Source organism: Polyangium jinanense, from assembly GCF_028435365.1.
This window is the reverse complement of record NZ_JAGTJJ010000005.1, coordinates 171,530-184,368: the sequence shown is the minus strand read 5'-3', so window position 1 is coordinate 184,368 and position 12,839 is coordinate 171,530. Positions and strand designations below refer to the sequence as shown.

Genomic DNA, 12,839 nt, shown 5'->3' with positions numbered 1-12,839 from the left:
GACCGATCGGTCATATGACTGGGCGGTCGCATGCCGAAGAGCACCTTTTTCCGGCTCCCCGAGGAGCGGCGCGCGCGCCTCGTGCACGAGGCCATCGTCGAGTTCGCCGATCGGACGTACGCCGAGGCGTCGTTGTCCCAGATCGCGCGACGGGCGAACATCCCCAAGGGCAGCGTCTATCAATACTTTGAAGACAAACTCGACCTGTACCGGTGGCTCCTCACCGAGGAGGCGCCGCGCCTGAAGCGCGAGTTCGTGGGGAAACCGAGCCTGGAAGGTGATTTCTGGACGCGCCTCGAGGATTTCATCGAGCGCGGCATGGCGTTTCTCGTCGAGCACCCGCGCCTCGCCCGTCTCTCCGCGGCCGCGGCCGATCCGACGGCGAACCCGGAGGTCCGCGGCCTGCATAAGGCCATTTGCGAGGCAGGCATCCAGGAGCTCCGGGCCGTGCTCGAAGCGGGGGCCGATAGCGGCGCGCTCCATGCGCCCGATCTGGACGTAGCGACACGCTTCGTGGCCACGATCATCGGCCCCGGGTTGACCGACGTGGTGCTCAAGGAGCTCGGCGCCGAGCTCCACGAGGTGCTGGCCTCGGATTCCCTCCGGAAGCGGCTCGGGCCCAAGCGTCGCCGGGCGCTGGCCCAAAAGGCCGTCCACTTCATCCGAAAAGGTTTGGGCTCGGAGAAGCCTCAGCGTGGAAAGGAAGCGTGAATGATCCGATTCGATTTTTCGGGGCGCGTCGCGCTCGTCATCGGCGGCAGCTCCGGCATCGGGCTCGCCTCGGCGCGCGGATTCGCGCGAGCGGGCGCGGGCGTCGTCATCGCGGCCCGCGGGGAGAATGCAGGGCGCGAGGCCTGCGCGGCGCTGCAAGCCGAGGGGGCGCGGGCCCTCTTCGTACCGACCGACGTGCGCGACGAGGCCACCGTGGCGCGCGCCGTGAAAGAAACCGTCGAGCATTTCGGGCGGCTCGATTTCGCGGTGAATTGCGCCGGCGGCGGCGACATGGCCCCGCTCGAGGACACGAAGCAGGACGTGTGGGACGACGTCATGGCCGTCAATGCTCGGGGGGTATGGCTTTCCATGCGGCATGAAATCCCGGCGTTGATCGCGTCGGGAGGCGGCGCCATCGTCAACATCAGCTCGATCTTCGGCATGGCGGGCAGGGCGGCCCAGCATGCGTACGTCGCCTCCAAGCACGCGGTCGTCGGAATGACGCGGTCGGTGGCGCTGGAGTATGCGACGAAGGGAATCCGCGTGAATGCCCTTTGCGCGGGCGTCACCGGGACACCGAGCATGCGCCAGTTCGAGGCCTTCGCCCCCGAGGTCGTCCAGCAGCTCGTCGCGCTGCATCCCATGGGTCGAATGGCCAGCGAGGAGGAGATGGCCGGGGCCGTGCTCTGGTTGTGCTCCGAGAGCGCGGGTTACGTGACCGGCGCGCCCTTGCTCGTCGACGGCGGCTTTCTCGCCGCGTGACGGATGAGCACCGGACGAACCGCATTCACGCGCGCCACGACCACCAGGCTTGCTGCCGGGCCTGACGCGCTGCGCGCCTGGTTTCTGCGATGGTATGCGGCTCCGATGGTCGGACGTGTCTTTGCGGCATTCCCGGAAGCGCGGAGCGTCGTGCTCGCGGTCGCCTCGTTTTCGACGGCGGGCGGGCCTCGGCTCGCCGTGCGGCTCGTGCCGACGGAGCACGAGGACCCGCCCTGGCCTCGGGTCGCATTCGAGCGCTACAATCCCCTCGCGGCGCCTCGGGTCGCGCGCCGGATCGAAGCCATTCACCGCGATCTCCTCCCGGAGTCGGACCCGACCTTTGGCGACGACCCGTCGATGTTCGTGGCCTTCGGCGCGTACAGCAAACAGGATCGACGGCCAAGTGATTCACTGGCGCATGCATTCGTGCCCTACGCGATCTTCCGCCGGTGCATCCCGGGGGAGTGGGACGAATTCGTCGTCGAAGAGGTGGGTCAGCTCTTTCAACCAGACGTCGAGGAGCGGTGGCGGAAGTACAGCGGGCTCGACGACCCGCCCATCGATCGGGCGCGGCCAGCGTCCGTCTTGCCGCACCTCACGCGAGAGACATTGCTGCATGTGGCCCGAGCGCCCCTACGATTGCCGCTGCTTCGCCGAAGGGGGCAGGACCTGCTCGCGGCTCACCGCCTGTGGCAGGAGCAAAGGACCGACGCCGCGCGCTTCGCGTTTCATCGATCGATCGCGGCGTTGCACCGAACGCTCGAAGCCCCGCGCGAGCCCGTCGCGCCTCATGCGCGGGATGCGGGCACGGGCCGTGCGCGATGGAGGGCGTACGCGTCCCCGCTGGACGGGTACTGGCGTCCTTCCTCGAACAGCTCCGTATCCTCGTACGAGCATGAATTGGTGTCCGATCTCGCCGCCTACCTGGCATGGTATGGCATTTCTCTTGCGAACGCCGCGTTCGAGCAGGTCGAAGACGCACAGCGCGTGATTCTCTTCAACTGGGTGGAGGCCGACGGGCAGAACGATTGCGCGTACGTCTCGTGCTGGCTCTCGCGGGAATCCCCCGGACGCGGGCCGCATCTGCCCACGACGACGGAGGGCTGGCTCGCGCTCCCCGACGATGCGCTCGCGGCATTCTTCGGCCACGGTGTGCCTGGCACCGCCTCCATCCGGGAAGCCTTGTGCCGCGCGTTTTTCCTCGACGAGAGCTTTCGCGCGTTGGACGAGAACGATCCTGACTCGCCGCCCTGGGGCGTTCCGGTGGTGGCATTTCGTCGTAATCCTTGCACGCCGACGAGCCGTAACCCGCGGACGTTCGACGTCGCGGTCGAGGTGCTCGTCGAGAGCATCCGGACGGTCGATGACGGGGGCCGGCTGCCCTCCGAGGACGGGCTTTGTGAGGCCCTCGTGGCGCACGTCGAGGAATCGAACCTGCGGGACGCGATGCACGAGCTCCTGATTGCGGCGCAGGGCCTTGTTCAGGGCGTCGAGAGAGGAGAGGAGACCTGGGCGCGCGCCGTGGTCCGCAGCGTCGTTTTTCTTGGATGAGTGCCGGAGGTTGATCAGTAGTTGTGCACCAGGATTCCACCGGCGAAATAGTTGTGCTGGCCATCGACGGAGAGGTCGTAGACCGTCGTCCGATGGTCGAAATCGGTGCGCGCTTCGAGCGTCACCGGCGCGCCGTTCTCGCCGAGCAATACGTCCCCGATTTCGAGCGCGCGTGCATGAACGTATCCGCGACCCACGACGAAGATCGGATGCTCCGCCGTCACGCGTAGCTCCTCCCCGTTCGAGAGCCGGAACGTCGCCACCGGCCGCTCCTCGCGCTCGGCCACGCGGCGGACCTGCCAAACGCGGCGCGCTCCGTGCTCGACATCATACCCGATCACGGCGTCGCCGGGCCGCAGGCGCTCGATGGCCACCTCGCCCCGCGGCGTCGCGACGGGCGTACCTGCGGCAAAACACGACGGTCCGGCGATCCCATAGGCGGCATCGGTCGCCGGACGCATCGCGCCCTTGGCATCACGCAAGCAGGGCACGAGCAGATACCCGCCATCACAATCGATGGGATCCCCGGAGAGCTGCACATCGAGCTCCGCGCCGCCTGGCGTTCGGAGCGCACGCTCGCCGAGGAGCGCGTCGAGCAGCCGCCGATCGAGCGTGCGGACCACGGTGCCCGCGTCGCAGGTGAGCGCGGCGCGCGCGCCCGGGGATTTTTCTTGGGACGCGGCCACGATCGCGACGGCGCGGGTCTCCGGCGGGAGCTCGCGGACGTGGAGCCTCACATCGAGGTAGCAATCGTAGCTGGCGGGCGATGGCACGAGCTCGATGGGGCCGGTCGACGGAATGGATATCTTTTCGGGTTCACCCGCGCGCGCCTGGCTCGGCCGTTCGTCGCGGACGAGCAGGTCGTCGACGAAGTAATCATCTGGCGCGCCGACGTCGAGCAAAGGAGCATCCATCGAATCCGCGTCACTCGGGGCTGCGGCGAGGCGAGGACGGGCCCCGGAGGCGGCGAGGAGCACGTCGCCCTTCTGCAACTTGGAGGCGACTTGGAACGTTCCGACGTCTGGCAGGAAAAACTTGCGCGCCTGGGGAACCTCGATGCGCCGTCCGTCGTCGAGGCGCAACCACACCGAAGGACGGTACTTGCTGCGCACCGCGCGCACGCGCGTCGTGACCCGCTGCTTCTTGGCGACGTCATACGCGAGAATGTGATGCCCCACGACGAGGCGATCGGCCTGAACGCCGCCGGAAGGCGTGGCCACGATATTGCTCTCCTCGGAGCCGTCCAGGAGCGAAACGGACGAACCCAAGGCTTCCTCCGCGGCGTGCAGGCGTCCTTCGCGGTCGCGCACGCAGCCGAGCACCGCATAACGCCGATCCCGGCGGATTTCCGGTGGCGTGAGCCGGAAGGGCAGGGTCAAATCGTCGCCGCTCGCGGCTGCGAACACACCACGCCCGACCTCGCGCACGACCCGTCCGTCGCGGCAATCCATGCGCACGAGCCCGCCGAGGGGCTCCCCTTTTTCGGCGAGCACGAGCGCGAAGGAGACGGCGTCGTCGTCGAGCGGCGTGACCCGTACGCCCACTTCGATCCCCTGGGGCAAGGCGCGTGCGTTGAGCCAAGGCACGTGGCGCTTGCCCGCGAGCGTGCTCGTCGCGACCAGGCGATCTTTTCGGTAAGCGCAAACGCGGTACGAATCGCCCGACGAAAGCGGCTTTTCCGTCGTCGTGGGCAGCGCGAGGCGAGCACCGCGGAGCTTTGCCTTCGGGAGTGTGGCGAAAAGTTCGCCCGTATTGCACGTGCCGGGAACGACGGGGCCGCGGCTCCTGCGCACGGTGAGGCGATCAAAAGGTGTCGACGTCTGGAGCAGGCCGAGGCGCAGCGCCGGCAAACCGCGGTTGTCGGTGAATTCGGTGATCGACGCGACGGCCTGCGCCTGGGGGAGCTTCGGCGCGGCCTCGGCGACGCTGGGACCCATATCCGCAGCGCCGCAACTCGCACGCAAGCCCGCGCCGAGGACGAGGAGCGTGAGCCAGGCGCGTCGACGTCGCGGGTGCAGCGTTTCCATGTGGTGGACTCGACCGGAGCACGGTTTTCCCTCGACGGCCAAGTATTCCGCGACGCGCCAACATGCTACGGTTTCGCGCGGTGCGCCTCTTCTCCTCCCTCCTCGCTGTCCTCGCGACCTGCACGGCGCTGCTCGGGTGCTGTCGCCCGCCCCCTTGCCTCTCGGGCGCCTGTCCCCAGGTCGGTCTCGAAACGCCGGACGAAATGTTTCGCCTCGTTCGTCGGGAGCTCGAACGGTCCGAGGACGCGACGCCGCTCGTCGGTGGGCACATCCTCGAACAGCTCCCCTGGCTTTTTCCCGACGTGAGCCATCTGCCCGACGCGCCGCGATGCCGCTTGGATCTCGTCGACGCGGCGTCGGCAGCCACGTTCGACGAGAAGCCGATCACGTTTTCACGAATGCTGATGGCTCGCATTCGCGCCGTGGGGAACATGTATAGCACGCGGGACGTGTCGGACGCCAAAGCCGTGTATCTGCGGAGGCTCGTCGAGCTTGACGAGTCGCGCCTCACCGATTACCAGTTTTCCCCCGGCGAAACGGGTCCCGCTCCGCCGAAATCGCTCGTGCGTTATGCCGCGCTCTCGGGACTCGAACGGTTCAACATGCCTCTGCACGAGACAGAGGGGCTTTTCCGGCGGCTGCAAACGTCCCCGGACGATCGCGCGGCGTGGATCCTGCACGAGACCGTGCTCAGTTTCCTCGAGTTGGCGCTCCACCGGACCCCGAAGCACAGCACCGATGAGCTGGCCAAGGGCCTGTTTTTCTCCTGGCTGCCCGACATGCAGCGGCGATTGAATGGCCCGTCCGACCCGCTCTCGCTCGAAATCGTGCTCCAGCGCATGCTGCCGCTGGGGGTCTTCAGCACGAAGGTCGGCGTGACGGACGAGGCGCGCAAGCTCCTCGAAAGCATGATCGCGGCGCGCGGGGACTTTCCGCTCACGCGTGGCATTCCCGGCGCCGCGCGTGATCTGACGGCCACTGCTTGGATGGCGCTGTTCGACCTCGACAATCCGCGTTCGAACACCAGCATTCGGACGATCCTCCCTTCGCCCGCGCGCAAGGTCTTCCGACCGGACGAGGTCTGGCAGGCGGATCCTGCGCCGGCCCATCCCGCCGCCGAGGCCGTCGCGGCGCGGATGCGCGACCTCGAAGGCGAGCTTCTGGAGCTGAAATTCGCGTATGGTCGTTGCCACGTACTGCGAGAGCAGGTGTTCTGGGTACCTCCCGGCGATGCGGATCGCCTCTTCGAGAGGATGGTCGCGCCGCTCTCTCTGGGCGGAAAGGTGGCGTTCAGCAGCGAAGCGTTCTGCCGCATGCACGCCGCGACCAGCCTCCGCGCGGCGCCGGACAGCAAGCGCGTGGGCCTCGTGCTCCGGTGGTTACGCGCGGAGCCGGCCGACATCGCGGAATGGGATCCGACCGGCAACAGCACCGACGCCATGGTCGGGCCCGACACCAACAAGAAGCAGATCAAGGAGCGCGCTGCATCGGTGCTCGCCGAAAACCCCCAATGGGTCGAGCGTCACGCCGAGCTACGCGCCTGGGTCGCGGAGCAAGCGCAGAAGCGGAATCCAACCACGGGGCGTGCGGAGCACGGCCCCCTGTGGGAAGAGCTCCATCCAGCCTACGAGCGGCTGCTCGCATTTCACGCATCGGGGCACCCCGAGGCGAGCGTCGAGATCGGCCGAGCCATTCTGCGCGTCTGGATCGAGAGCGCACGCGCTACCCTCGGGGACGAGATCGGCCTGGGCTCCTACGATTCTGCGCTCGCCCTGAAGCTCTTCGCCCTGGGCGATTTCGCCGTGCGTTTCGGCTTGCGCGACGAAGCCCAGGCGCTCTTCGACGACATGGCGAAACGTGTCGTTCCATCCCCGCGCGAGGGCAGCCTGGGTCTCCATTTGTCTCTTGCGCACGATGCGACGGTCGCATCGCTCTTGATGTCGTTCACGGTGGCGCCGTCAAAATGAACCGCCCACCACCGCGCCACCCGCGAGCGGCGCGACAAACCACGAGACGCCCGGCGCAGGACGTCGCGGTTGCCCCACGCTCCCCGTACCGCCTCCGCTTTGGTACTCCTTCCAATCGTCGATCGCCGCCGTCGGCATCGTGAAAATTTGCGCCTCACTGAGCGCAATTCCGATGGTTGCGCTCAGCGCGCCCGTCACCGGCCTGCCATACCCCAGCGCCAGCACGAGGCCGACGCCCGTCGACACCGTGCCGCAGAGCACGTGATTGAACCATTTGCGGCGGAGCACCTCCGATTCCGCGCTCTCGCGAAGCAGCCGCTCGCCACGCGCGAGTTTCTTCCGTCGCTCCTCGGGCGTCGACTCCGGCATGGCGCGCAGATCCGCGGCGGCGTGACGGGCGGGAAATGGTGCGAGGCCCAGCGGAATCAGGCCGAGCGACGACCCGACCGCGCCCACGGCGGCATCGGCACGGAGACCCGGATCGGTGACGGCAACGGCGATGACGCCTTGCCCGACCGTCAGCGCGCTCCACCCCGTGTACCAGCCATACCACCATCGATTCGCCGCGGGGGTACCCCGATCGAGGCGCGTCTGGAGAAAGGCGATGCGCCGCGTGACCTCTTCGTCCGATGGAGGCGCGGCGCGCAGCGGAGGCTCGGCGCGTGCGGAGGATGCGGCGAGCGAAAGGGCAGAGGCGACAAGGAGCGAGAGGTTTGCCCGGACGAGGTTTGTCATCATGATGCACTACGCCTTCTTGGAATTCCCTGCTTTGGAAGGACGCCGCTCACGGGCCGTCGACTCTCGCACGATCGTGATGAACGCGCGCAGCGCCGCGCGCACGAGGCGGTGGCTCGGGTGAAACAGGCAAAGACCGGGGAACGGCGGCGTCCAGTCCGCGAGCACGCGGACGAGGCGCCCCGCCTCGACATCGGCGGCGACCGCGAGATCACTCAGGAACGCGAGGCCCGCGCCGGCGAGGGCTGCCTGCAGAACGAGGTCGTCATTGTCGAGCGTCAGCGCGCCTCGGACGTCGACGGCCACCTCGCGCCCGCGCTTTTCGAGCTCCCAGCGATACACCATGCTGCTGGCCATGCGGCGGCGAATGCACTCGTGGTCGAGCAGATCCTTCGGCTTCGTCGGCTTCGGACGAGATGCGAAATACGACGGCGCGCCGACCACGGCCATGCTGATGTCTGCGCCGCACGGAATCGCGACCATGTCCTGCGGTATGGCCTCCGCGAGCCGCACGCCTGCATCGAAGCCCTCGGCGACGATGTCGACGAAGCGCTCTTCCGTCACGAGCTCGACGCGCACGTCGGGATGGCGCCGTCGCATTTCGAGGATCATGGGAAGCACCGCGACCTGCGCAGCGCCCTTGGACGTGTTGATGCGTAGCGTGCCGCTCGGCGTGTCCCGCAGCTCGTGCATCTCGTCGAGCGTGGAGGAGACCTCCCGGAGCGCCGGCTGAACGCGCCTGACGAAATGCTCGCCGGCCGCCGAGAGCGACACGCTCCGTGTGGTGCGGTGGAACAGCCGGACCCCGAGCCTCTGTTCGAGCGCGGAGATCGCGTGGCTGAGCGCCGAAGGCGACATCTCGAGCTGCCGGGCCGCGGCGCGAAAGCTCTTCAGGCTCGCGATGGCGACCACGGCTTCGAGCTCGATCAAGCTGGCGCGGATCATTGTTCCAAAGTTTGCATCAGAGCATGCCGGATTGCACGGATTGTTTCATCGGCCTTCGCACTTTACATCGAGGGCATGAGCAAAACGGTTCTTGTGACGGGTTGTTCGTCGGGGTTTGGTCGTGACATCGCGAAGGTGTTTGCCGCGGAGGGCTGGAACGTCGCGGCGACGATGCGCACGCCGGAAGCGGAGTCGGAGCTCCGCGCATCGGATCGGATGAGCGTGCTCCGGCTCGACGTGCAGGATCGCGCGAGCATCGACGCCGCCGTGGCCTCGACGCTCGCGCGGTTCGGCTCGATCGACGCCGTCGTCAACAACGCGGGCTTCGGCCTTTTCGGGGTGTTCGAGGAGACCACGCGCGAAAAAATCCTCGAGCAGTTCGAGGTGAATGTGTTCGGGATGATGGACGTGACGCGGGCCGTCCTCCCCACCTTGCGAAAGCAGCGCTCCGGCGTCGTGATCAACGTGAGCTCGGGCGCGGGGGTGTTCACGCTCCCGATGATATCCGCCTATTGCGCGAGCAAGTTCGCGCTGGAAGGGTTTTCCGAGGCGCTCTCGTACGAGCTTCTGCCACTCGGCATCCGCGTGAAGATCGTCGAGCCGGGCGGCGTGACGAGCACGCGCTTCGGCGAGCGTAGCGCCAAGGAGGCGGGCGAGAGGACGCCGATGGCCGATTACGTGCCGTTCGTCGAGGGCGCCGCCCAGGTGTTCGCGGAGCTCAGGCAGGCGCGCGGCCGCGCGACGTCGGAGGAGGTCGCGCGGGTCATTTTCGAGGCCGCGACCGACGGCACCGATCGGCTGCGTTATCTCGCCACGAAGGACATCGCGCCGCTCGTCGAGGCGCGGCGACAAACCTCGGAGGAGGCGTACATCGAGATGATGCGGTCACGATTCGCGCCCAAGCTCTGATTCTCACGGTGTCACGGCGCGGCGCACCGCGACGGCCAGGCTGCACGCTTCGAGCTCGTCGCGGTGGCTCGAGCCGAGCGACGACAAGGTGAGCTCCTCGTGTCGCCGAAGCACCCGCAAGAGCGGCTTCTTCGCGGCAAGATCATACAGCATCACACGCGCCCCGGCTTTCGTATCCGCGACGGCGAGCAAGAGCTCCGCGGCGGCCGCCTTTTTGGCGAGGTCGACCGGCGCTTTTTGAAGGTCTTTCCGCAGCCGCTTCAGCACGTTTCGATCCTGCGCGGTACGCACCGAGCTCTCGAAAGCCGGCGCGAGCACCGCGAGGCCGACCCGCAGCTCCGCGAGCCGCCGGACGTTCGCCGTCTCGTCGTCGACCTTCGCTCCGGCAAAGTACACGCCACGCACCTTCGCGAGCAGATCACGCTCCGATGTGGAAGCCGGCGGATACATCAGGCAAACGAGGAATGCGTCCTTGATCGATCCGCGCGCCGCATCGTCCACGCCCCGCGCATCACGCAGCTCCGCCGCCGGAGCACGAAGATAAAGCGCAGGCCGACGCAACGTCGCGTCGAGCGCGCCCGCCGCGCGCAGCGCCGGGTCGATGATTTCCACCGTCTCCCCGTCCGCCGCCGCCTCCACGAGCAATCGCTCCGTATCGGCGACGAGCCCCTCGTGCCCCGCCGGAAGCCCCGGGCGGAGTGCATCGAGCTCGCCGAGCAGCGCGGTCCGCTCCGCCTCGAGTTCGCGCCGCTCGTGGAACACCATGGCCGCAAAAAGCCCCGCGATGACCACGAGCGCGAGCAGCGGCAAGAGCTTCGCAGGCCGGAATCCCTCGCGGCTCGCGAAGGGCGACGCCATTCCGAGCCCCGCCGCGTGATGCTTCGCGCGTGCTTTGTGGCTGACGGCCCGCTCCACCCGCGCGCGGAGCGCCGGATTCATGCGCGGCGTGACCAGAAATGTCGCCATGTCAGCTCCCCCGCGCCCGCGCGGCCGGCGCGCGCATGTTGCGATCGATGAGCCCCTCGAGCTCGTCGCGGCTCACGCCGAGCCGCGCCGCCGCATGCGAGGCGAGCGACGTCGTGGCCACGCCCTCGACGAACTGGTACGTCGGCCGGTGCGCAGCGTCGAGCCCCACCTGGATGAATCTGAGCCCCGCAATCGAGTTTTCCCGCGCGAGCCGCGCCGCGAACGTCAGGAAATGCGTGGTGATGAACGCCTGCGGACGCAGCTTCGCGAGGAGCGTGATCACGAGTTCGAAGATCTCTTCGCCCTCGGACGGGTTCGTCCCGGAACACAATTCGTCGAGCATGACCATCGCGCCGGGGCCGAGCATCTCGAACAGCGCCCGAATGCGCACGAGCTCCATCCCGAGCCGCCCCTCGCTCTGATCGACCCGCGTCTCCTGGATCAGCGAGACGACGAGCCCCGGGACCCGCACGAGGCTCGCCTCGCGCGCGGGCACGAACATGCCCCCTTGCGCGAGGATCTGCGCCAGCGCCACCGATTGCAAAAGCCGCGTCTTGCCGCCGGAGTTCGGGCCGGTGATGAGGACCGTCGCGCTCGTCCGATTCGTCAGGAGATCACACGGCACCGCGCGCACGCCGCTCGCGACGAGAAGCGGATTGAAGAGCCCGAGCAGCTTGCGTGGCCGGTCGTCCGCGCCCTCCGCGGCCGTGCGTATCTCGGGCAAGCAGACTTCGAGGCCCGCGGCCTCCGCGAGGTCCCGGAAGCCGAGCGCCCCGAGATACACTTCCATCTCGCCGAGGAGCGGAATGAACCGGAGGACGTGCGCTTCGATGCCCTCGAAGACCGCGTCGAGCAGGCGCGCCATGACCTCGCCGTCGCTGAAGCGGTAGCCACGGAAAAACATCTCGATCTTGGCGAGCCATCGTCGCGCCGGCGAAAGGACGAAGGGATTGTCCTGGCGCTCGCGGAGATTTCGAACCTCGAAGCCGCGCACGCGCCCGTCGGCGCCGACGCGAATCGTGACGCCGAGCGTGGCGAGGTGCTCGTCGTAGTTGAGCAGATCGACCATCGATCGATATCCCTCGGTCTCGCGGACCGAGGCGCCGAATGCACGCAGACCCGAGAGGCCAGATTGCGCACCGTCGAAGGATTCGCTCATCCGATCGAACGCCTCCTTGACGAGCACGAGCACGTCGAGCTGCCGTCGCGTCGCGTCGAACTTTTTTCCAGCCGTCGCGCCTTCGAGCGCGGAGCGCAGGCGGCAGGCGATCGTGTAGAGGTCCTCGAACTGGCGGCGATAGACGGTCGAACCGGAGAGCTCGCGCAAGATGTCGCGCCGGTGCTCCGTGACGCGGGGATCCGTGGGCGGATGCGCGAGGACGCGGAAGATGAATGCGCGGTTCACGACCGCGTCGCGCTCGCCCGATCGCACGCGGAAGCCGCGGGCGACGAGCTCTTCGAGGAACAGGTCCGGCGCGAAGCTCTGCGGATCCCATGTGGATGGCGCGAGCGGCGCTCGATCGAGCGCCTGGCTGAAGAGCCCGCCGGAGACCCCGCTCGCGAATGCGAACGAGAGGGCCTGGCGCATCTCTTCGAGGTCGGGCCGGGCGATCGGATCGGGGTGGAGCAGGCTCAGGATTTCATGAGCCGGGGCGGTGTCGGGGGCGGGTGGAGAGGGTTTCATGGGCGGCGCGAGGAGGGGACGTTCCGAGAGGGATGCCGCATGGTCGCCGAAAGTTCCCGCGACGACAAGCCCGCCGCGCGCGGCTCGAACGTATCACCGCGCGTCGCTTGGCGCGGCCTCCTCGGTCGCGACGTCGGCAATCCAGTTCCGCTTGCGCCGCGCGAGCCGGACCTCCTCGGTTTCTCCGTCCAAGGTGGCGGATGCGCGCCGGAGGAGCAAAGGATCGACGCCCTCGAAGGTGTTGACATTGACGACGGCGTAGAGGCGACCCTCGATGCGGCAGGTGACCACCGGCGTGATGCCACACTTCGCGCAAACGTGGAAATCAGCGGTTTTCGTGCCGAATGCATACTTCGACACGAGGGAAGGCTCGCGGACGCGCACGCGGAGCGAGCCGGTCGGGCAGGAGGTCCAGACGCCGCCGTGCTTGGTGCAGAACGAGCACGTGCAGGCGCGCGCCGGGATCTCGGAGGGCTCCGGCGTCCAGTCGAGCGTGAACGAGATGTTCGCACAGTGGCATTGGCCGTGAATCAGCATCGAGGCTCCGTTCGTTGACACGTCGACATTAGCGTGGTTTCGCCG

11 protein-coding genes are annotated in these 12,839 nt (G+C 67.8%); 5 read left to right on the top strand and 6 right to left on the bottom strand.

Going from position 1 to position 12,839, the window contains the following annotated elements:
- The first annotated feature begins 30 nt into the window (after positions 1-30).
- From KEG57_RS14020 to KEG57_RS14010, 3 genes are all read left to right on the top strand, one after another.
- Positions 31-711 carry a TetR/AcrR family transcriptional regulator gene (locus KEG57_RS14020; protein WP_272420281.1) on the top strand — a complete coding sequence of 227 codons (681 nt, stop codon included), beginning with the start codon at positions 31-33 and terminating at the stop codon, positions 709-711.
- Positions 712-1,473: an SDR family NAD(P)-dependent oxidoreductase gene (locus KEG57_RS14015; RefSeq protein WP_272420280.1), complete on the top strand. Its 762-nt coding sequence runs from the start codon at positions 712-714 to the stop codon at positions 1,471-1,473.
- A 105-nt stretch (positions 1,474-1,578) separates the two neighbouring features.
- The gene (locus tag KEG57_RS14010) at positions 1,579-3,024 is read left to right on the top strand and encodes a hypothetical protein (RefSeq protein ID WP_272458536.1); all 1,446 of its coding nucleotides are present in this window, start codon (positions 1,579-1,581) and stop codon (positions 3,022-3,024) included.
- Positions 3,025-3,038: 14 nt separating this feature from the next.
- On the opposite strand, the gene KEG57_RS14005 is transcribed toward KEG57_RS14010, so the two are convergent.
- The gene (locus KEG57_RS14005; protein ID WP_272458535.1) at positions 3,039-5,051 is read right to left on the bottom strand and encodes a Hint domain-containing protein; all 2,013 of its coding nucleotides are present in this window, start codon (positions 5,049-5,051) and stop codon (positions 3,039-3,041) included.
- Positions 5,052-5,113: 62 nt separating this feature from the next.
- On the opposite strand from KEG57_RS14005, the gene KEG57_RS14000 reads away from it, so the two are divergent.
- A complete protein-coding gene (locus KEG57_RS14000; RefSeq protein WP_272420277.1) occupies positions 5,114-7,018 on the top strand; it encodes a hypothetical protein in 1,905 nt (634 codons plus the stop codon).
- Here the strand turns inward: KEG57_RS14000 and KEG57_RS13995 are convergent.
- Positions 7,010-7,756 carry a hypothetical protein gene (locus KEG57_RS13995; RefSeq protein WP_272420276.1) on the bottom strand — a complete coding sequence of 249 codons (747 nt, stop codon included), beginning with the start codon at positions 7,754-7,756 and terminating at the stop codon, positions 7,010-7,012. The genes KEG57_RS14000 and KEG57_RS13995 overlap by 9 nt on opposite strands.
- Positions 7,757-7,762: 6 nt before the next feature.
- The gene (locus tag KEG57_RS13990) at positions 7,763-8,698 is read right to left on the bottom strand and encodes a LysR family transcriptional regulator (RefSeq protein ID WP_272420275.1); all 936 of its coding nucleotides are present in this window, start codon (positions 8,696-8,698) and stop codon (positions 7,763-7,765) included.
- A 75-nt stretch (positions 8,699-8,773) separates the two neighbouring features.
- Between KEG57_RS13990 and KEG57_RS13985 the strand changes: the two genes are divergently transcribed.
- On the top strand, positions 8,774-9,607 hold the full coding sequence (locus KEG57_RS13985) for an SDR family oxidoreductase (protein ID WP_272420274.1): 834 nt from the start codon (positions 8,774-8,776) through the stop codon (positions 9,605-9,607).
- Positions 9,608-9,610: 3 nt separating this feature from the next.
- Here the strand turns inward: KEG57_RS13985 and KEG57_RS13980 are convergent, their stop codons facing one another.
- The 3 genes from KEG57_RS13980 to KEG57_RS13970 all read right to left on the bottom strand — a co-directional run bounded on the left by KEG57_RS13980 (position 9,611) and on the right by KEG57_RS13970 (position 12,794).
- On the bottom strand, positions 9,611-10,573 hold the full coding sequence (locus KEG57_RS13980) for a hypothetical protein (protein ID WP_272420273.1): 963 nt from the start codon (positions 10,571-10,573) through the stop codon (positions 9,611-9,613).
- Between the two features lies 1 nt (position 10,574).
- Entirely contained in the window at positions 10,575-12,257 is a 1,683-nt protein-coding gene (locus tag KEG57_RS13975; protein ID WP_272420272.1) for a MutS-related protein, read from the bottom strand.
- Between the two features lie 93 nt (positions 12,258-12,350).
- Complete coding sequence (locus KEG57_RS13970; RefSeq protein ID WP_272458534.1) at positions 12,351-12,794, bottom strand: GFA family protein; 444 nt, start codon at positions 12,792-12,794, stop codon at positions 12,351-12,353.
- Between the last annotated feature and the right edge of the window lie 45 nt (positions 12,795-12,839).

Excerpts from the sequence above, each read along its gene's own strand:
- KEG57_RS14020 (WP_272420281.1), top strand. The coding sequence starts at position 31 with ATGCCGAAGAGCACCTTTTTCCGGCTCCCCGAGGAGCGGCGCGCGCGC.
- KEG57_RS14015 (WP_272420280.1), top strand. The coding sequence starts at position 712 with ATGATCCGATTCGATTTTTCGGGGCGCGTCGCGCTCGTCATCGGCGGC.
- KEG57_RS14010 (WP_272458536.1), top strand. The coding sequence starts at position 1,579 with ATGGTCGGACGTGTCTTTGCGGCATTCCCGGAAGCGCGGAGCGTCGTG.
- KEG57_RS14005 (WP_272458535.1), bottom strand. The coding sequence starts at position 5,051 with ATGGAAACGCTGCACCCGCGACGTCGACGCGCCTGGCTCACGCTCCTC.
- KEG57_RS14000 (WP_272420277.1), top strand. The coding sequence starts at position 5,114 with ATGCTACGGTTTCGCGCGGTGCGCCTCTTCTCCTCCCTCCTCGCTGTC.
- KEG57_RS13995 (WP_272420276.1), bottom strand. The coding sequence starts at position 7,756 with ATGATGACAAACCTCGTCCGGGCAAACCTCTCGCTCCTTGTCGCCTCT.
- KEG57_RS13990 (WP_272420275.1), bottom strand. The coding sequence starts at position 8,698 with ATGATCCGCGCCAGCTTGATCGAGCTCGAAGCCGTGGTCGCCATCGCG.
- KEG57_RS13985 (WP_272420274.1), top strand. The coding sequence starts at position 8,774 with ATGAGCAAAACGGTTCTTGTGACGGGTTGTTCGTCGGGGTTTGGTCGT.
- KEG57_RS13980 (WP_272420273.1), bottom strand. The coding sequence starts at position 10,573 with ATGGCGACATTTCTGGTCACGCCGCGCATGAATCCGGCGCTCCGCGCG.
- KEG57_RS13975 (WP_272420272.1), bottom strand. The coding sequence starts at position 12,257 with ATGAAACCCTCTCCACCCGCCCCCGACACCGCCCCGGCTCATGAAATC.
- KEG57_RS13970 (WP_272458534.1), bottom strand. The coding sequence starts at position 12,794 with ATGCTGATTCACGGCCAATGCCACTGTGCGAACATCTCGTTCACGCTC.